Below are 19,663 nucleotides of genomic sequence, written 5' to 3' on the forward strand. Positions count from 1 at the left end.
GTTTACTGCGTCCGGTCCGTATCACTAAGTACAGCGATAATTGATTGAGGTAACATCATGCCAAAGTCAGTATGGATTAAAAGCAACGCCGGCAATAACGCCAAAACCTTAATACTTGCCGGCTCTTTACTCACCTTAGTAGGCATTAGTACCTTGTATGTACCTGCTGTACTGGTATCTATTGTGGCCTCGGTACTATTTTTCCTCGCCTATCTAGGCATACGGGTTGGAGTAGAAAAATGGATGCAGCCCGTTTACTCGGTGGTGCTTTGTTACGACCATCTGCAGTTTCACCATCGCTACGGAGGCTGGTGCTTGCCGTGGGACAAATTGCAACGCATCGACATTCCTCGCCTGCATGACGGACTAAACTGGCAAGACATGAATTACATCGGTCTACGTTTGTCTGAACCCGATTACTTGCTTGATACCTTATCCCCTCGATTGTCTGCCCATTTGCTTACAGAACAACGAGCAGCGCTGCTCGCATCCCTGAGAAAAAGCTGTCAGCATTGCCAAGACAGCCAAGTAAGTGACCATCTTATAGAAGATGATTATTTTAAATCGAGTAGTGGGAAAATTTATACCGGGCTAACCGGTATGTTTGCCAATCGCATGAAGAAGCTACGAGAACTAACAGGTTACGATTTATTGATCGACCAAGATATTCTTGATCGAAAGCCTGAGGATTTTGTGGCCTTAGTGCGCAACTACAAAAGTCGCGCAATCACCAATAGTTAATCGACAAGTCGCAGCTTAGTAGCGCGGCTGGTCACTTCCTTCAACGGTACGAAACAGCTTTAAGGTCCACATATACTGCTCAGGAGAGCGAGAGATCAACTTCTCTACTTCTTGGTTCATACGCAAAGTATCATGTTCAACATCTTTACTGGGAAAGCCTTCCATCGCTGGGTGAACATAGAGTTTTACTTTATGCAGCTCACTATCATAACCAGCATAAATGGGTAGCACTTTCGCCCCGCTTAACTTGGTCATTTTCCCTAACACTGGCAGCGTAGCCTTGGTCGTTTCGAACAGCGGTGTCATTAGACTGGCTTCTGGACCGAAGTCTTCATCGGGCAAATAAATACAACCATAACCAGCACGAGTAGCTTTAATCAGGGTTTTAATGCCGGCATTACGCTCAAATATCACTCCACCAAAACGGGTACGCTGTTTGGCCATCGCCCAATCAACGATAGGATCGCCTGTTTTTTTAAACATGGTGCACATGTCGTGACCACGGGTACAAAAGTAAGTGCCTAAGAAATCCACTGGGTAGGTGTGTGGTAACAAGATAATGAAGTTTTCGTTGTTATCGAGAATGTTCTTAATGTGCTCTTCACCGTCAACCACAATGCGGTTTTGTAAATAACGTTTAGAGCGAACAGACATTTCACCCGCACCCAAAATGAGCTGGGCAAATATTTGCATATTTTTGCGCATCAATTGCTCGCGCTCGGTGGCGCTCATGTCAGGAAAACACAGCTTGAGATTAGTGTCGGCGATAGCGCGGCGTTTTTTTAAGGCTTTTAGATTAAAAATTCGGTTGGCAACGGCTACTGCCAATCGGTCGCGTAAAGTAACAGGAACAAAAGCCAGTAAAATAATTAGGCCACCCACAAGCCAGGTGCCCCAATGTTTAGGGGCTAACCAAGCTTTAGAAAAAGAAATAGAAAATGCTTGAGATTCAAACTTAGACATAGCCTAACAACACAGCCTTTTATGGTTGAAACAGCGCGTCAGTTTACCCGCCAACAGCGCTAAAGCAAGTTTACTAAGTGGCAGAGCCTACAAAATAGATTTAGTTGCATCTAAACTGCTGGATACAAAATGATCTAACTGCGGTGACATCAGCAGCGGTTCATCTTGCCAAACAATCGCTTTACGCATTTTATTTCGTGCTTCCACAACCATGGTTTCAGATTCTTTAGAGCGTAACCAGTGCTGTTTACTTGGCCATTGTGAATAGGAAATCCATGTCCCGTCAGAGGCTTTATGTAAACGCGAGCCTAAAGCAGCACACTTATCTACGTTAAAATGGATAATCTCCGACCACCCCTCTTTGAATGACTGAATATGCTCTTCATTTAACTTCCAACGAAATAACACAACAAACATCGATAATCTCCTTATTGGTCAGCTGAATACTAACTATGGCGCGAGCACCCAATAAAATACAAGCTCACTGACTAAACTCTGCTAAACAGTTGTCAATTAGTTGACTTAACTCACTTTTTCTTACTTCACTGGCGTAACTAGCAGTGACTGCGGCGTAACTTAATGCGGCTATTTGTGCTCTGCCCCAGTTAAAGGTTTGGCTACACGCTTGTAAGTTATCTAGCAAATAGCCGCCAAAATATGCGGGGTCATCAGAGTTAATCGTCACTGCCAAACCGTTTGCAATCATACTGGGCAATGGGTGGTCGCTAAGGTGTTCCACCACTTTTAGTTTTACGTTACTAAAAGGACAAACGGTTAAAGGCATTTGTGCACTAGCTAACTGTTTAACTAACGCTGCATCTTCTAAACAACGAACGCCGTGGTCTATTCGGCTCACATCTAACAATTCCCAAGCGCTTGCTACGTTAGAAGCTGGTCCTTCTTCTCCAGCATGTGCGACACGCCTAAGCCCCAGTTGTTTGGCCATGGAAAAAACCCTTTGAAACTTCTCGGGTGGATGCCCTTGTTCACTAGAATCTAAGCCAACGCCAATGATCTGCGCCAAAAATGGTTTTGCCGCTTCTAAGGTTTGAATCGCAGACGCTTCGGACAAATGGCGCAAAAAACACAAAATGTATTCGCAACTAATACCGTATTGTTTTTCAGCTTGCTGTTTCGCCCGGGTTAAGCCATTAATGACCGTAGCCATCGCAATGCCACGCTCAGTATGCGTTTGAGGGTCAAAAAACACTTCGGTATGAAGCACGTTATCGCGATGACAGGTTTCAAAATAGGCCCAAGCAAGGTCATAAAAGTCTTGCTCAGTTTGCAACACCTCTGCACCTTGGTAGTAAAGGTCGAGAAATTCTTGCAGATTGTTAAATTGATAAGCTTTTTTAAGCGACTCTACCGAAGAGTATGGCTGCTCAATCTTATTTCGAGCAGCTAGCTTAAACATAAGTTCAGGTTCTAGGCTGCCCTCTATGTGAAGGTGCAACTCAACCTTTGGTATTTTTTTAATAAACTCTTGCTGATTGATCATCAATGCTTCCCCTTCAACTGCTTGGATAGTAAAGAATATAAGCTATTTGTTGCCCTAAGGTTATTTTTCTCTAACGCTTTTTAGCCACACTACGGTACCCTGAACTACTGATAATACTGGTTCTAAGGAAAAAGAATGAGCAAAGCAGTTATTTGTGACATTGACGGTGTACTACTACACGACAACCAACTGATAGACGGAGCCAAGGCATTTATCGAGCGTTTACTGGCCAATAACACTAAGTTGGTGATTTTAACTAATTATCCCGCTCAAACACCGCAAGATTTACAAAACCGCTTTCAAACTGCTGGCGTAGATATCCCAGAGAGTTGTTTTTATACTTCCGCCATGGCCACTGCCGATTTCTTAAAGCGTCAAGAAGGTAATAAAGCCTATGTGATTGGCGAAGGTGCGCTCATTCATGAATTATACAGTGCAGGATTTACCATTACCGATATTAACCCTGACTTTGTTGTTGTTGGCGAAACCAAGAACTACAACTGGAACATGATTCAACATGCCGCGAAGTTTGTTGCACAAGGCGCCCAATTTATTGCCACTAACCCAGATACACATGGCCCCAATATGAGCCCCGCTTGTGGTTCTTTGTGCGCGCCCATTGAACGCATTACAGGTCGCCAACCTTTTGTTGTAGGTAAACCAAGTGCATGGATAGTAAGAGCAGCCTTAAATAAAATTGGCGCACATGCTGAAGAAACCTTAATTATTGGCGACAATTTACGTACCGATATTCTGGCGGGTTTTCAAGCTGGCTTAGAAACGATATTGGTGTTATCTGGTGTGAGCAGTGAAGCAGACATTGAAATGGTACCCTTTAGACCTAACTATGTTTTCCCCAACGTAGCCGCTATAGACATAATATAACAATAAAGATTTAACGATAAATGGATATTTCTATACTTATAACAGTGACGTTTTTGGCGGGCTTTCTCGCTCATTTGGCTCACTTACCCCCATTAATTGGTTTTTTAGCTGCAGGCTTTATTCTGCGAGAGATTGGTTTCGAGCAAAACGAGCTAATTTCTACTGCAGCCGATTTAGGGGTCACCCTGCTGTTGTTTACAGTGGGTTTAAAACTTGATGTAAGAACCCTCTTCAAGCGCGAAGTATGGGGCACAGCTACCGCACATATGGCAACCAATATGCTGCTGTTTGTAGGTGCCTTATCTGCGGTTAAATGGTTTGGTATTAGTAGTATTGGCGAGCTATCAAGCACAGGCATTGTGGTTTTGTCTTTCGCTCTATGCTTTTCCAGTACCGTGTTTGCGGTAAAAGTATTAGAAGATAAGAGTGAGATGAATGCACTTTATGGTCGTGTGGCCATTGGTATATTGATCATGCAAGATATCTTCGCAGTGGTATTTTTAGCCGCCACCACCGGCAAACTTCCAACCATGTATGCGCCTTTCTTATTGCTACTGTTACCACTTCGCCCAGTGCTGTATCGATTACTTAATCGAGTGGGACACGGCGAATTACAGCTAGTACTCGGCTTTTTCCTCACCTTTGTATTAGGCGCTCAGTTATTTGACTTAGTGGGTTTAAAGGCTGATTTAGGCGCTCTTATTATTGGAATGTTACTGGCTGGCCACCCTGCTGCTAGTGGTATGGCAAAAGCGCTGTTTAGCTTCAAAGAACTATTCCTCGTAGCCTTCTTCCTATCAATTGGCCTTTCCAGCGAATTGAGTGTGGAATCAATATATATCGCATTATTTTTTGTAGGTATTTTGGTGATTAAATCCGGATTCTACTTACTCTATTTAATGCGGTTTAGATTGCGCTCTCGCACCGCATTTTTAGGAGCAATGAGCTTAGCCAACTACAGTGAATTTGGTTTGATTGTCACCGCGGTCGCGGTTCAGCTGCAATGGGTTGACGCCTCTTGGATGGCCACACTAGCGATGGCGGTTAGTATTAGCTTTTTGGTATCCGCACCCATTCACAAAAATGCCGATATTATCTATCAGTTTATTCGCCCTTCTCTTAAACGTTTACAACGCTCTAAATTGCACCTGGAAGACCAACCGATAGAGCTCGGCCAAATGCAGGTAGTTATATTAGGCATGGGACGTATTGGTGAAGGTGCTTATGACATGTTACAGCAGTACTACCCAGACCTAGTGATTGGTATTGATACTGATTTAGAAAAGATTCAGCACCAAATAGAAAGTGGTCGCGCCGTCATTCAAGGCGATGCAACGGACTCTGATTTTTGGGAAAAACTGGCCCCCTCTAAAGATTTAAAATTAGTGCTTTTAGCCATGCCTCATCACCATGGTAATCAGTACGCACTAAAACAACTTCAAAAAGGCTCGTTTAATGCAAAAATTGCAGCCATTGCTCAATTTGCCGACGACGCAGAGAAGTTAAAGCGCCTAGGGGCTGACGAAGTATTTAACTTATACAATGAAGCCGGTGCAGGTTTTGCTGACCATGTTCACAATCAGCTCATTGAAAACAACAAACCACAGAAATAAAGCTGAATATTTGCGAAAAGACTTATAAAAATAGCCAGTTTGTTAAATTTTATTAGTTTTCTGGCTTTTTTTAGCAAAAAATCTCAATCAGGGCTTGCAATAATTTCTGATCTTGGCAAATTGAAAGCAATATTTGGACAAATGGCGAAGTACCATTTGTTCACGAGTAAACACAAAGTAGTTAAGGGAAGAGTATGTGTTCCATATTTGGAGTTCTAGACATTAAATCTGACCTCAGTGTGCTGCGTAAGCAAGCACTTGAGATGTCAAAGCGTTTACGCCACCGTGGCCCGGACTGGTCAGGTATTTACACTTCAAAAAATGCCATCTTAGTGCATGAGCGTTTATCTATCGTAGACGTAAATACCGGCGCACAACCTCTTTATAATCCCGAGAAAACTCACGCTCTTGCTGTAAATGGCGAGATCTACAACCACAAAGATCTTAAAGCTGAGCTTAATGTTGATTTTGAATTCCAGACTGAATCAGACTGTGAAATCATTTTGGCTTTGTACAAAGAAAAAGGCATTGAATTTTTAGATGACCTAAACGGCATCTTTGGCTTTTGTTTGTACGATTCAGAAGAAGATGCTTACTTAATTGGCCGTGACCACATTGGTATTATCCCGCTGTACACCGGTTACGACGAGCACGGTAACTTTTATGTTGCCTCTGAGATGAAAGCACTAACGCCAATTTGTAAAACCGTTAGTGAATTCCCTCCAGGTCATTACTTGTGGAGTAAGGCGGGCGAGCCAGTTAAATACTACAAGCGCGATTGGATGGATTACAGCGCGGTTGAAAACAACGATGCTAGCGTAGAAGATTTAAAATTAGCCTTAGAAGCCGCTGTTAAGCGTCAACTAATGTGTGATGTACCATACGGCGTATTACTATCTGGTGGTTTAGATTCTTCAGTTATTTCTGCGATTACTAAAATGTACGCAGACAAGCGAATTGAAGATAACGACAACTCTGAAGCTTGGTGGCCGCAACTGCACTCATTTGCCGTTGGCCTAGTGGGCTCACCAGACCTAATTGCTGCGCAAAAAGTTGCTAAGCACTTAGGCACAGTTCACCACGAAATTCACTTCACGGTTCAAGAAGGTATTGATGCGATTAAAGACGTTATCTACTACCTAGAAACCTACGATGTAACAACTATTCGTGCTTCTACTCCAATGTACTTAATGGCGCGTAAAATTAAGGCTATGGGCATTAAAATGGTATTGTCTGGCGAAGGCGCCGACGAAATCTTTGGCGGTTACTTATACTTCCACAAAGCGCCTAATGCCAAAGAGTTCCATGAAGAAACACTGCGTAAGCTAGAAAAACTACACATGTTCGATTGTAACCGTGCCAACAAATCACTTGCCGCTTGGGGTATTGAAGGCCGTGTTCCATTCCTAGACAAAGAGTTTATGGATGTAGCAATGCGAATTAACCCAGAAGCTAAAATGTGTGCTGGCGACAAGATTGAAAAACACATCCTTCGTGAAGCTTTTGAAGGTTACTTACCAGCAGAAGTCGCATGGCGCCAAAAAGAGCAATTCTCTGATGGTGTAGGTTACTCGTGGATTGACAGCCTTAAAGAACTTGTAGAGCTTGAAGTATCTGATCAAGAATTGGCAAATGCGGCATTCCGCTTCCCAATTAATACCCCAGATACTAAAGAAGCTTACTATTACCGTAGCATGTTCGAAGAGCACTTCCCGCAGGATTCAGCGGCAGAATGTGTACCACACGGTAAGTCTGTAGCTTGTTCTACACCTGAAGCAATTGCTTGGGATGCGAGCTTCGCTAACAACGCCGATCCTTCAGGTCGTGCAGTACTATCGGTACACAACGAAGCGTACTAATCACTTTTGGGCTTAGTTAACTCAGCTTAAAAGCAAAAACCGATGCCATGGCATCGGTTTTTTTATATCTCAGTAAAATACTACTCAGACATACAAGCTACATAAGCGGCGGTAAAAGACACCTCTTGAAAAGCTTTAAGGCCAGTGGCAGAGAATTCTACAGGCATAGGGTTATCTTTAAGTATTTGCTTAGAATAAGGCGCTGAGATCAACTGAACATTAAGATCTGCGATCACTTCAATGGCAGCTTCAAGTTTAAAGCCCACTGCCCCGCCCGCAAACTTACCTTTCATTGGGCGTTGTTTAATCGCCACTTTTTCAACTTTGTAGTCACTCATTAACTTAGCAAAAGCAAATTGAAAATCGCGTAAATGCTGAGTGCTATTAATATCGCTAAGGGTTAAACGACGCACGCGGCAATCGGGTATTTGAAACAAGCCATCTTCTAAACTCAATAAGCTTATTATTACTTCATTACTTTTTATTTCTACGCCACATACTTTCATATTAATACCCGTTACAAAATAAACCGTGCAATATCAGTGTTGCACAAAAAAGGCCGCAACGCGGCCTAATCAATCAGCTAATTGAAGCCAATTTAGAAAGGCATTTTCATACCTGGAGGCATTTGCATGCCGCCGGTTACGTCACCCATCTTCTCTTTACTGGCTTCTTCTACACGACGCACTGCATCGTTAACAGCGGCTGCAAGTAAATCTTCAATCATGTCTTTGTCATCTTCCATTAAGCTTTCATCTAGCTCAACGCGACGTACATTGTGGTTACCTAGCATAACAACTTTAACCAGGCCTGCACCTGACTCACCAGTAACTTCCATTTTGGCGATTTCTTCTTGAGCGCGCTGCATTTTATCCTGCATCTGCTGCGCTTGCTTCATTAGGTTACCCATTCCGCCTTTAAACATAACTATTCTCTTCTCTTCTATTAGTTATAACAGCGACATTACATCGATATTAATGTCGAAAATCAAGTTGTTCAGTGGTATTTCACACTGTCGTGATCTAATTCTGCACCAAAGCGTTGTTGCAGCGCTTGAATATTGGGGTCTTCCAATAAGCGCTCGCGTGCTGCTTCGGTATTTTTTTGATGAAGTAACTGAGCAAGCTCTAGCGGCGTATTACTGTTTGAGTCTTCACCAACCGTAATATCTAATTCCGCACTAAGCTGAAGGCAATGACTAAGCTGTTGCTTCAATTCTTCTACAGAACTGGGTTTAGGTAAGTGAGACAAATCAGGCTTAAGTAACAATTTTACGGTGCTACCGGCAAGTTGATACAAGGAGTTAATAGCTATTTGCCGAGCAATTGGGCCTAAGTCCATATGCTTAACCATTTCAGCCCATCTCTCATCATGATCGGTCACTGATGATTGAAATGGCTCTGGTGCTGCCGGCGCTAACCCCTCTGCAAGCGGAGGCGTAAGCGCTTCATTGTTCGAGCTAATCTGCTGCCCACCATGATTGGCCGTTTTTGCCGCTTGAGCTGGAGCTAAAGTACTGCTTTTGCTGTTTGAGGCGCTAGCCTCTTCAGACTTTTTTTCGCTTTTTCCTCGCGCTCTTAATTGGCTTCGCAACTGCAATAATGAGGCGGTATCCTCTTTGGCCGGAGCACTACTGACCTCAGGACTAGGACTAGGACTAGAAATCGAAGGTGATGCTGACGATACGGGAACAGCAGAATGCATATCTTGCGTTTGATAATCCGCCGCGTAATTAGGTTCTTCATCATAGCCTCCACCCATCTCTGCTAAATGCGCGTAATAGCTATCATCTACTGAGACACTAGTTTCATTGACCGGTGCGACAGGAGTCGGAGGCGTAGCTTGATCAGACCATTGCTCATTCGGCTCTACTGGATGTGTAGCAGCAGCTTCGGATGCAGGTAATTGTTGTTCAATGGCAACCGCAGGCTCGCTTGGCTGTTGAACTAACTCAGCAGTAGTAGCTGCAGCTTGTGATTTAGCCACTGGAACCTGCTGCTCTTGACCATGAATCGATACGGCGGGTTTTACATCGTCTGCTGGCTCATTGCCACGCAGTTGATTTTTGAGCTTTGCAATACTTTGCTCACGCTGCACTACCCGCTCGTCTTTTGTTTGCGATGGCGGTGTTGATACTGGTGCAGCTGCTTTTACCGGCGCGGCATCAACTTGATAACCTTGTTGCTCCGCTTGCTCAATTATCTCTTGCTGTTCTTTTACCAAGCTGTTGTCAGCTAATTCAGCATTAGACGGAGTGGCATTTGTTTGTGGCTCTGGCGGGAGTTGCTCTACCTGCTCTGCAGGTTGAAACGCCAACATGCGTAACACGGTCATTTCAAAGCCGCCACGTGGGCTAGGCGCATAAGCAAAGTCACGTTTACCGGTAATCACAATCTGATAAAGCAACTGCAGTAGTTGCGCATCTAATTGCTCGGCTAACATCTGTATGGTTTCGTCATTTTGACTAGCAGGCAACACTTGCGCCATGCACACTTTATGAATAATTTCAGCCAGTTGCTGATGCAGTTGCTCGTAGTCTGGCGCCATAGTCGCCAACTCAGATATTTTGCTAAAAACCGATTCTGTTTGACCAGCTGCAACATGACACAACAATTGGCGTAATTGGTGAGGATCAAGCACGCCTAACATATCTAATACTTGTTGGTAATCAACTTGCTGATTAGATAAGGCTAAAGCTTGGTCAGTTAAACTCAAAGCGTCTCGCATACTGCCGTCTGCAGCATGGGCAAGTGCGTTAAGCGCAGCGGGTTGATACTGACGTTGCTCTGCATCGAGGATATACGCTAGCTGATGAGCAATTTGCTCTTCGCTTAAGGCTTTAAGCTGAAACTGTAAACAGCGAGATAACACAGTAACCGGAAGCTTTTGAGGATCGGTAGTCGCCAACAAAAACTTCACGTGTTCTGGCGGTTCTTCCAGAGTTTTAAGCAAGGCATTAAAACTGTGGCGAGACAGCATGTGCACTTCATCAATTAGGTAGACTTTATAACGCCCCTTAGCAGGGCTATATTGCACATTGTCGAGTAACTCGCGGGTATCTTCTACTTTAGTGCGAGACGCAGCATCTATTTCCAATAAATCAACAAAGTTACCTTGATCTACTTCAATACAATTACTGCACTTTCCGCAGGGCTGAGACGATACCCCTACTTCGCAGTTTAAGCTCTTAGCAAATAAACGTGCGATGGTTGTTTTGCCAACACCGCGAGTACCGCTAAACAAATAAGCATGGTGCAGTCGTTGTTGATCAAGAGAATTAATCAAGCCTGCCAACACGTGTTGCTGGGCAACTACCTGTTGGAATGTTCTTGGTCGCCATTTTCTTGCTAGGGCTTGATAACTCATTAAATATGCTTGTCCTATTCGCCTTCAAACTCAACTAAATAGCTAGATTCGACGCCCAATGTGGTTAGCTTTTGTGCGCCTGGTAAGTCTACTAAGTTTATCACAAAGGCCGCATAATTTATCTGCCCACCAAGTTTACGAATCAGCTTAACTGAGGCTTCTGCGGTACCGCCGGTGGCAATGAGATCATCAACCAACAACACTTTATCACCAGGCTCAATCGCATCGGTATGGATCTCAAGTGTATCCATGCCGTATTCAAGCTCGTAGCTTTCGCCAATCACTTCACGAGGCAATTTGCCAGGTTTACGCACCGGAACAAAACCCACACCCAAAGCTAAGGCTAAAGGCGCACCGAATATAAATCCGCGCGCTTCGGTACCAACAATTTTGGTAATACCTAAGTCTTCAAAACGTTGCTGCCATTCATGAATAACTAAAGCAAAAGCCTTTGGGTCTTCAATTAGGCTGGTAACATCTCTAAACAAAATGCCTTCTTTAGGATAGTTAGGGATAGTTTTGATTGCGCTTTTAATATATTCGAGGTTTGAGCTACTCATACCGGCTTCCATTGTCCAAAAAAAACGCCCATAAAGGTGGGCGCTATTTACAATCTTTAATTATCTCAGTTTGCAGCCATAAAGCAACGTAGAGCTTCCTGAAAAACAATACAAAATTTAAGCTAAAATTTTAAGTAAAGACAAACTCAATGGTAAGGTTGGGATCAGTAGAGCCACTATAAAACCTAGTAAATATAATACGTTATAACTTTCTTTAAACTCGTGGTCCATTTCAAAAACACCCTAAAACTAATTCCAATCAACATTGATCTAAATCAATTATACGCGACTCCGTTTGCTACAAATACCCATAAAAAGAAAGGATAAAGCTATTCGAACTAAAGCGCGGGTTGCTTAGTGAGATGGTTAATTTCACTGGCTTGCTATATGCCAAACCGTTAGAATAACGCCCTTTTTTAGGTAGGTAAGTTATGCGCGTAGTTTTAGCCCCAATGGAAGGTGTAGCCGATGCTTCAATGCGACAGCTCTTGTCCAGTTGTGGCGGATACGATTGGTGCGTAACCGAATTTATTCGTGTAACTAATGTTGCCCTGCCAGATAAAGTTTTTTATAAGTACTGTCCTGAGTTACATGAAGGCGGCTTCATTGATAACACCACTCCTGTGCGGGTGCAGCTACTTGGCCAACACCCTAGCCCAATGGCAGAAAATGCGGTTCGTGCTATCGAATTAGGTTCGCATGGCCTAGATTTAAACTTTGGCTGCCCAAGTAATACGGTTACCGGCAGCTGCGGTGGTGCATCTATGTTAAAAGCCCCTCAATCTATCTTTGAGGTAATAAGCGCGGTTCGCCAAGCAGTACCAAAACAACATACTGTTTCTGCCAAAATCCGTTTAGGCTGGGAAAACAAAGAAGATTGCTTTGATATTGTACAAGCTGTTCAAGAAGCTGGAGCAAATGAACTTACCATTCATGCCCGAACCAAGTTAGATGGCTACAAAGCCCCTGCCCATTGGCATTACATTAAAAAAGTAAAAGAGCAATTTTCGATACCCATTATTGCTAATGGTGAAGTGTGGAACAGAGAAAACTACTTACAATGCCAAGAAGCGAGCGGTTGTGACGACGTAATGATTGGCCGCGGCGCACTTACCATTCCTAACTTAGCCAAAGTGGTTCGCGGAGAAGAAGCCCCATTATCTTGGGAAGCAGTTATAGAACTGCTTATTCGTTATTCGCAACATGAAATAAATAGCGAAAAATCAAAATACTATCAAAGCCGAGTAAAGCAATGGCTTAGGTACCTCTCTGGCTACTACCCTGAGGCTGATGAGTTATTTCGCTCTATCCGTATATACAAAGACACCGCAACAATTATTAATACTATCCGCCTACAACAAGCCAGTTAGCGAAAGCCAATTCATCATTTCATGTTTTGTCACAAAAATTAATCATTTTCTGCATCAGATCAACAAAACCCTAATAAATGTAGACATATAGCGCTATAGGGAGAGGCTTTTGATTCACATCATATCTCAGTGCTTATTCTGCTGTTTATACTGCATATTCACTTTTTAATTGGGCTTGAATGTGGAATTTACAGATTATCAGTTGCGACTTACGCAGCAATTAGAGCAGTTAAAGTCTGAAATCATCTCATTTTTAACTGCCTCCGAAAAAGCCAGCTTGAAGCTAACTGCTGGCAAATTGCAATCACTGAGTAATGAACAACTCATTGACCAAGCGTTAAAACTACAGTATTCAGAATTAAATGCTCAACTTAAACAGCTTAAGCGGGTTGATGCCGCGCTTTGCCAAATCGACCTAGGTTTATACGGGCTATGCAGTGACTGTGAAGAAGTTATTGAGTTAGATAGATTGGCAAGTGATCCTAGCACGCAGCGTTGCCAGCGCTGTAGTGATAAACATCGCTTATCAAAGCGCCGCGAAAGCTTTGCTCTTTAATAACAAATAGCGATTAACAAAAAGGCCACCTTGCGGTGGCCTTTTTACTTCTATCGACTTTTAAGCCAGATTAGAAGTTGTAACGAACACCAAGCGCTAAGCGGTTGTCGTCAGTTTTGTTACCAGAAGTAGACTTAACAGTCTCGTCTTGGTACTCAGTGTACAAAAGAACGTTGTTCCAATCGTACATTGCGCCTACTAAAGCAGTTTTTAGATCAGCTTCTGAGTTTTTGTCTTCTTGGTAGTTCCAACCAGTGTAAAGTTGTAGACCCATGTCTAAGGTGTAAGCGAATACACCTTCATGGCCCATAGCTTTGTCTGAAACACCTGTAGCGCCGTCAAACTCTACGTGGTTTTTAAACTCACCGTAAGAAACAGCAGCGTAGATAGGACCTTGGTTGTAGCTAGCTGCCAATGCAGTTAGTTTAATGTCGCCATCGTTAGATACTTCAGCTTTCTTGGCATCAGTACGGTTCATTTGGTGATAAGTAGCGCCAACATTTAGACCGAAGTCGAAATCGTAAGATACAGCACCAGAGTAGCTGTCTTTGCGGCCTTCGTTTTCATCAGCAAATTGGTATTGACCGCTTAAGTTAACGCCGCCGAAGCTACCGTTGTATTGTAGAGCATCGTTTGCACGACCAGCACCAGTCTCACCGTGGCCACCATCGTAGATACCCATTGCTGATCCGCCGTATACCCAGAATACATCGGTAACGCCAGTAACAGTGTAGTAAGTAGACCATTGCTTACCGTAAGAGATTGAACCGTAGTCAGCGTGGTCAAACGCTACAAAACCTAAACGGTTAAAGAAAGGAGCGTCGCTGTCGCCATTTGGATTATCGATACCGTATTCCATGGTAGCGCGAGCAGTAACGTTTTCGCTCATTTTGCGAGAGAAATTTAAGTTAATGCGTGAAGAGTTGTTTTCTGAACGCGCTTCGCGGCCTTCGCCTTCTACGCCGTTGTCTGCTGACTCAACCATAAGGTTAAGGCGACCACCGATAGAGAATGAATTTTCGCCGTCGTTGTAAATTTCTTGAGCGTTAGTTGCGCCAGCTGTGAATAATGCTGGAATTGCGATTGCTAAAATTGTCTTTTTCAATGTTCCACTGCCTATTTTGAGATTAATAACTTATCTCTTCCTTGACCCATTCGCTACATCCTTTGAATGGTTTCCTTGTGCAGTGAAGTCCTTCTCACGGCCGACATATTTGCTGAAAACGAGAGGGAATTCAACATTTTTTTGAAGTTTTTATGAACTTTTATAGTTTATTGAAAATGCAATAGTGAGTTTGACAAAATGTTTATCTATTCAAGAACTAGCAGATATACACAAAATGAATAATAGAGCTCAGAGTGAAGAAATGTAGGCAGAATCTAGGTGTGAAAAAGAGAAAAATAACAAACAAAAAAGCTCGCCGTAGCGAGCTTTTATATAGGACAGCGCTTAACAAGCGCCTATCACAACAATCAACTTAGAAGTTGTATTGTACTGCGATAGTCCATTGGTCATCAGCGCCTTCAAGGCCGTCGCTCAAGTACTCAGCCCATGCTTTCATGTTGCTGTTGAACTTGTACGCGGCACCAAGTTTGAATGCTTTAGCTGTATCGCCTAAACTACTAGCGTCGCCTTTGCCTTCTTGAGCAGCGTAACCAGTGTATAGAGAAACAGCATTGATGTCGTAAGAAGCAACAACATCATAACCTTCTAGCTCAGCACCGTCTAAGTCTGTAGAAGCATATACAGCACCTAGGTATAGGTCTTCCCAAGAATAAGTAGCAGATAGAGCCATGTTTTTCTTGTCAGCACCAGCTACTGAACCATTTTCGAAAGATTCAAATTTTTCTACGTGGTAACCACCGTACAAACCAAGACCGAAATCAAAGTTGTAACCTAAAGTAGCAGCGTAACCTTGATCTAATGAAGCTTGAGTAGGTTCAGCTGGAATACCTGAATCAGGGTTACCAAAACCAAGTTTGAAGTTCTCGTCACGGAATTGGTAAGAAGCGCCTACGTAAAAACCGCCAAATTCGCCGTTATATACGATTTGACCTTCTTGGCGACCATCTTCAATTGCTGTGAAAGCTTCGTAACCGTAGGTATTGAAGATATCAGTAGCAGCAACAGCTTGGTAGAATGCAGTATCAGTTTGACCAAATACTACAGTGCCGCCTTCATCAAACTCAAAACCAGCATAGATGTGACGAGCTGAAAGTTGTTTAGCTGACTCGCCGCTGTTTTCAGCACGGATTTGCCATTCACCACGAGCTAAACCGTAAACACCTGATGCAATTTCAGATTTTGCTTTAAAGCCCATACGAGCAGAACCAACACCGTCAATGTCAGACTTATCTTTTTCGCCTGGATCAGTAATATCGAATTGCATACGACCGTAAAGTTCAGCAGTGATGCCGTCGGCGTCATATACAGTTGCAGCTTGTGCAGATGCTGCGAATAGAGCTGGTATTGCTACCGCTAGAATTGTTTTTTTCATTTTTCCTGTGCCTTCTTAGCAATTAAACACTTGTTCCTTAAATTCCCTGTGCGACAGTGATTTCTCACTGTCTGGTCAATACATTATCAAGCTGAAATTTTTTTGCAATAAAAAATTGAACTTTTATAAAATCACGTAAAACCCTGTATACACGTGCTTTTACAGCGGTCAATCTGTAATCAAGCATGATAAAAGAATGTAATAGAGACAAAAACGTGATCTACATCTAACAGTATTTAAACCAATTATTTTATTTATTTGCAGTGTTTTATGCCACAGCTCTAATCTATAATGTTCAGGTAAAGAACATAAAGGTAGTTATAAGTTGTTAACAACATTGAGGAATTCATGTTAACAGAAAAAAACAAGAAACGAATTCGCCATTGGTATAAGACCCTGCAGGAACAAAATCCAGAATTTGTTACTAGATCTGCACAAACTGCTTTAATCGCTCAGATTGCCAAAACAATTGCGGGAGATATAAATCGCAAACAACGGGTGCTTTTAGCAGAAGCGGGGACAGGAACGGGAAAATCTCTTGCTTATTTATTGGCCGCTATCCCTTTGGCAAGAGCCTTAAATAAGAAAGTAGTTATCTCTACCGCTACAGTCGCGTTGCAACAACAGCTTATAGATAGTGACATTCCCTTGGTGCATTTAGCCGCGCATGGCGAGTTTCAGTTTTGCTTAGCGAAGGGGCGTCAACGCTATTGTTGCGCCCATAAACTGGTTGCGGCCATTTCTCCTGAGGTGGGTTTAACACCTAAACACGCCGATTTAGCGAAGCGAATGGCAGTAGCGCTGCAACAAGGTAAATGGGACGGAGACCGAGATACTTGGCCAGCCCAAATTCCTTGGCAAATATGGCAACACGTTGTGGTAGATGGCTTAAGTTGTTCAGTTCAGTCAGCTAGGCACCGCAGCTGCCCTTTTCATAAAGCGCGTAAAGGATTGAAAAAGGCTGATGTTATTGTTGCCAACCACAGTTTGCTACTGGCTGACTTACATGCAGGTAGTGGCCATATATTGCCGCCAGCCGAAGATTGCATCTATATATTAGACGAAGCGCATCAATTCCCAGATATTGCCCGCGAAGCCAGCGCCAACCAACTAGGCTTACGTTATGCATTAAAAGAACTAGAAAACATTAAGGAGTTAGACAAGCATTTAGCAACGGTACTTAACCCTTCAAGCATTGCAGGTACAAGTATTAAGCTAAAAGAAGCCTGCGTTGAACTTAGCCGATGCTTTAATAAGCTCAAAGATATCGCAATTGATAACAAAGCTAGTTTTGAACAAAGTGGGCATTGGCGTTTTCCTTTAGCCAAAACGCCAACTGCCATTACCAATTTAGCAAGTAACTACTTTAAAGAAGCCAATAAGCTTGGTAGTTGCCTGCAACACTTTGCTGGTGTGATTCAAGAAAGTGTGGCAGACAACCAATTAAAGTCATCACAAGCAGAAGCGTTACTTAGCCAATTAAGCCCTATGCAACACCTTAGTGAGTCGTGGGTCGACACTTTATTTAGTTACGCCAATGAAAATAATCAAAAAAACACTGCATTTTGGTTTAGCCAAAAAGAAAAAGAACTACTGTTATGCAGCTCTCCCATTGAAATTGGTGGTGTGCTTCAGCAGTTGCTTTGGCAAGATGCATTCTCGGTCATTGCGGTGTCGGCTACCTTAAGTGCCTTAGGCAATTTCTCCTATTACTTAAATCAAGTAGGCTTGCCTAAGTTGCCTTCTGAACAATTAGTGAAACTGCCCTCTCCTTTTAATTATCAGCAAGTAGAATTGCAAGTACCGAGTAGGTTGCCTGAGCCAGACCATCCAGATTTTGCTCGCAGTGTTGCTGATTACGTTTTAGCAGCACAGCAAAATAAAGGAGGGGTATTAGTGCTGTGTAACTCATACCGTTTAGTTGATTTGGTTGCAGAGCACTTAGAAAAACACAACATCAGCAACCTTTGGGTACAGGGTAAACTCACCAACCAGCAACTATTAGCTAAACACCGTGATTGCAGAAAGCAGCATCAAACCAGCACTATTTTGGCAACTATCGGCTTTAGTGAGGGTATCGATTTGCCGGGTGAGCTATTGACGGATCTCCTGATTGCTCGCTTACCGTTTGCGGTTCCCACAGAACCGGTTATGGCTAGCCACGCGGAGTTGTTAGAAAGTAGAAATCAAAATCCTTTTATGTTGCTAACATTGCCAAGCGCGAGTAGAAAACTCATCCAGAGCTGTGGAAGGTTAATGAGAAAAGAAAGTGATTCAGGTAGAATCGTGCTGCTTGATAGTCGGCTAAGTTCGCGCCGCTACGGTAGCCAATTATTGGCTGCATTACCCCCATATAAAAGAAGTGATAGTTAATGTTGGAATTGGGACTCGACTCCTCTGTTTTGCTGCTTATTATCGGCATAGGGCTAACCGCAGGCTTTATTGATGCCATTGCAGGTGGCGGCGGCCTACTCACTATTCCCGCCTTATTAAGTATTGGTCTACCGCCACATATAGCCTTAGGCACTAATAAGTTAGCCGCTAGCTTTGGCTCTAGCACCGCCGCTTGGACTTTTTATAGAAAACAATTGTTTAATCCAGTGTTTTGGATTTGGAGCTTTGTTGCTACGGCAATTGGAGCGTTTTTCGGCACCTTTATTGTCGACTTTATAAGTACTCAATGGTTAGAAAAACTGCTGCCCTTAGTGATTATGGCCACAGCGGTTTATACCGTAGTAAATAGAAAACAAGCAGATGGCCAAGCAGTGCTACCTAAAACCAGTAAAAAACTCACTAAGCAAATGGTGGGGCAAGGCTTAAGCCTCGGATTTTATGATGGTGTGGCCGGCCCAGGTACTGGTGCATTTTGGACAGTATCGTCTATGGCACTCTACAAAATGAACATACTGTTATCGTCTGGTTTAGCCAAGGCGATGAACTTTACCAGTAACTTTGTTTCTTTTATTACCTTCGTCTATTTAGGTCACGTTAATTGGGCAATTGGTTTAACCATGGGCGTAAGCATTATGCTTGGCGCAGTGGTAGGCGCCCATTCAGCCATCCATTTTGGCGCGAAATTTATTCGCCCCGTGTTCATTACTGTTGTCATGGTAATTGCCGGTAAACTGGCGTGGCAAGCATGGTTCAGCTAGAGCTTCAAACGCTAAGCCAAAAACTGCTGCACTTAAAGCAGCAAGCAGAGCATCGTGATCTTCAAGGCGAGCGCAGCGCTTACGCCAAAACGGCAGTATTAGATGAGCGCTTTAGTTGCCGTAGTGATCTGTTTAGCGATTACGTGACAGAACTAGAGCAAGACTTAAATCGAATCCACCTGTTAAGTGAAAAAACCCAAGACCTAGAACTACTCCAACTGTATTGCGATAGGTTTGTGGGTAAATTTGCCATGCTGCAAAGCAAAATATCTAAAGCAAATCGCCATGCAAAACAGCAAGCAATTCCTCAGCAAAAGCGTATTCAAAACTGGCAAAAGCGCTTAGATAAAGTGATGAGTTCAGGCAACCGTTCTGAGCTACACGAGAAGCTTTCTCAACAGAAACAGTTTGAGCAACAACTTGAGCAAAAAATTGCCGAAAAAAACCAAGTACTTAATCGTAGTAATCTCAAGACAGATACTGCTAGACTAAGTGCAGAGATCCTCAGTCTAAAGAGTCGCTTAGGTGAGTGTCAGAAAACCACTTGGAAACTAGAACAGAAAATTAATCAGATAGAATCACGCTTTAAGGAGTAATTC

The 19,663-nt window shown here is 43.1% G+C and carries 18 protein-coding genes; 9 read left to right on the forward strand and 9 right to left on the reverse strand.

What is annotated here, in order from left to right; genetic code table 11:
* Nucleotides 1-57 precede the first annotated feature (57 nt).
* Nucleotides 58-741, forward strand: a complete 684-nt coding sequence (locus tag ACLD71_RS18060) for a DUF2982 domain-containing protein (RefSeq protein ID WP_411991555.1) — start codon at nt 58-60, stop codon at nt 739-741.
* A gap of 15 nt (nt 742-756) precedes the next feature.
* On the opposite strand, the gene lpxM is transcribed toward ACLD71_RS18060, so the two are convergent.
* The 3 genes from lpxM to ACLD71_RS18075 all read right to left on the reverse strand — a co-directional run bounded on the left by lpxM (nt 757) and on the right by ACLD71_RS18075 (nt 3,205).
* Nucleotides 757-1,704, reverse strand: a complete 948-nt coding sequence (lpxM, locus tag ACLD71_RS18065; protein ID WP_137674627.1) for a lauroyl-Kdo(2)-lipid IV(A) myristoyltransferase — start codon at nt 1,702-1,704, stop codon at nt 757-759.
* A gap of 87 nt (nt 1,705-1,791) precedes the next feature.
* Nucleotides 1,792-2,121 carry an antibiotic biosynthesis monooxygenase family protein gene (locus tag ACLD71_RS18070; RefSeq protein WP_137674628.1) on the reverse strand — a complete coding sequence of 110 codons (330 nt, stop codon included), beginning with the start codon at nt 2,119-2,121 and terminating at the stop codon, nt 1,792-1,794.
* A 64-nt stretch (nt 2,122-2,185) separates the two neighbouring features.
* A complete protein-coding gene (locus ACLD71_RS18075) occupies nt 2,186-3,205 on the reverse strand; it encodes an adenosine deaminase (RefSeq protein WP_411991556.1) in 1,020 nt (339 codons plus the stop codon).
* 135 nt (nt 3,206-3,340) lie between these two features.
* Here ACLD71_RS18075 and ACLD71_RS18080 point away from each other — a divergent pair, with 135 nt between their 5' ends.
* The 3 genes from ACLD71_RS18080 to asnB all read left to right on the forward strand — a co-directional run bounded on the left by ACLD71_RS18080 (nt 3,341) and on the right by asnB (nt 7,562).
* Nucleotides 3,341-4,090 (forward strand): HAD-IIA family hydrolase, encoded by a 750-nt coding sequence (locus tag ACLD71_RS18080; protein WP_137674630.1) that lies wholly within the window; start codon nt 3,341-3,343, stop codon nt 4,088-4,090.
* A gap of 20 nt (nt 4,091-4,110) precedes the next feature.
* A complete protein-coding gene (locus ACLD71_RS18085) occupies nt 4,111-5,703 on the forward strand; it encodes a cation:proton antiporter family protein (protein ID WP_303550915.1) in 1,593 nt (530 codons plus the stop codon).
* A gap of 194 nt (nt 5,704-5,897) precedes the next feature.
* Nucleotides 5,898-7,562, forward strand: a complete 1,665-nt coding sequence (gene asnB, locus ACLD71_RS18090; RefSeq protein ID WP_137674632.1) for an asparagine synthase B — start codon at nt 5,898-5,900, stop codon at nt 7,560-7,562.
* A gap of 80 nt (nt 7,563-7,642) precedes the next feature.
* On the opposite strand, the gene ACLD71_RS18095 is transcribed toward asnB, so the two are convergent.
* The 4 genes from ACLD71_RS18095 to apt form a co-directional block, all read right to left on the reverse strand.
* Nucleotides 7,643-8,068 carry a DUF3010 family protein gene (locus tag ACLD71_RS18095; RefSeq protein ID WP_137674633.1) on the reverse strand — a complete coding sequence of 142 codons (426 nt, stop codon included), beginning with the start codon at nt 8,066-8,068 and terminating at the stop codon, nt 7,643-7,645.
* A 92-nt stretch (nt 8,069-8,160) separates the two neighbouring features.
* Nucleotides 8,161-8,487, reverse strand: a complete 327-nt coding sequence (locus ACLD71_RS18100) for a YbaB/EbfC family nucleoid-associated protein (RefSeq protein ID WP_137674634.1) — start codon at nt 8,485-8,487, stop codon at nt 8,161-8,163.
* A gap of 71 nt (nt 8,488-8,558) precedes the next feature.
* Nucleotides 8,559-10,928 carry a DNA polymerase III subunit gamma/tau gene (gene dnaX / locus ACLD71_RS18105; RefSeq protein WP_411991557.1) on the reverse strand — a complete coding sequence of 790 codons (2,370 nt, stop codon included), beginning with the start codon at nt 10,926-10,928 and terminating at the stop codon, nt 8,559-8,561.
* A 14-nt stretch (nt 10,929-10,942) separates the two neighbouring features.
* A complete protein-coding gene (gene apt, locus ACLD71_RS18110) occupies nt 10,943-11,488 on the reverse strand; it encodes an adenine phosphoribosyltransferase (RefSeq protein ID WP_137674636.1) in 546 nt (181 codons plus the stop codon).
* Nucleotides 11,489-11,919: 431 nt separating this feature from the next.
* On the opposite strand from apt, the gene ACLD71_RS18115 reads away from it, so the two are divergent.
* Together ACLD71_RS18115 and ACLD71_RS18120 are read left to right on the forward strand one after the other, a co-directional pair.
* Nucleotides 11,920-12,858, forward strand: coding sequence for a tRNA-dihydrouridine synthase (locus ACLD71_RS18115; RefSeq protein ID WP_137674637.1), 939 nt, complete (start codon nt 11,920-11,922; stop codon nt 12,856-12,858).
* Nucleotides 12,859-13,039: 181 nt separating this feature from the next.
* Nucleotides 13,040-13,414 (forward strand): TraR/DksA family transcriptional regulator, encoded by a 375-nt coding sequence (locus ACLD71_RS18120; protein WP_137674638.1) that lies wholly within the window; start codon nt 13,040-13,042, stop codon nt 13,412-13,414.
* A gap of 70 nt (nt 13,415-13,484) precedes the next feature.
* Here ACLD71_RS18120 and ACLD71_RS18125 read toward each other — a convergent pair whose 3' ends face one another.
* Nucleotides 13,485-14,519 (reverse strand): porin, encoded by a 1,035-nt coding sequence (locus ACLD71_RS18125; protein ID WP_411991558.1) that lies wholly within the window; start codon nt 14,517-14,519, stop codon nt 13,485-13,487.
* A 373-nt stretch (nt 14,520-14,892) separates the two neighbouring features.
* Complete coding sequence (locus ACLD71_RS18130; protein ID WP_411991559.1) at nt 14,893-15,912, reverse strand: porin; 1,020 nt, start codon at nt 15,910-15,912, stop codon at nt 14,893-14,895.
* A gap of 348 nt (nt 15,913-16,260) precedes the next feature.
* On the opposite strand from ACLD71_RS18130, the gene dinG reads away from it, so the two are divergent.
* Genes dinG through priC form a run of 3 tightly spaced genes read left to right on the forward strand, consistent with a single transcriptional unit; the run spans nt 16,261 to nt 19,660 of the window.
* Nucleotides 16,261-18,285 (forward strand): ATP-dependent DNA helicase DinG, encoded by a 2,025-nt coding sequence (gene dinG, locus ACLD71_RS18135; protein ID WP_303512900.1) that lies wholly within the window; start codon nt 16,261-16,263, stop codon nt 18,283-18,285.
* Nucleotides 18,285-19,064, forward strand: coding sequence for a TSUP family transporter (locus ACLD71_RS18140; protein ID WP_137674642.1), 780 nt, complete (start codon nt 18,285-18,287; stop codon nt 19,062-19,064). Before dinG ends, ACLD71_RS18140 begins: the two co-directional genes overlap by 1 nt.
* Entirely contained in the window at nt 19,052-19,660 is a 609-nt protein-coding gene (priC, locus tag ACLD71_RS18145; RefSeq protein ID WP_411991560.1) for a primosomal replication protein PriC, read from the forward strand. The genes ACLD71_RS18140 and priC overlap by 13 nt, the downstream gene beginning before the upstream one ends.
* Nucleotides 19,661-19,663 lie beyond the last annotated feature (3 nt).

Source organism: Agarivorans sp. DSG3-1, from assembly GCF_046774965.1.
Classification (GTDB): domain Bacteria; phylum Pseudomonadota; class Gammaproteobacteria; order Enterobacterales; family Celerinatantimonadaceae; genus Agarivorans.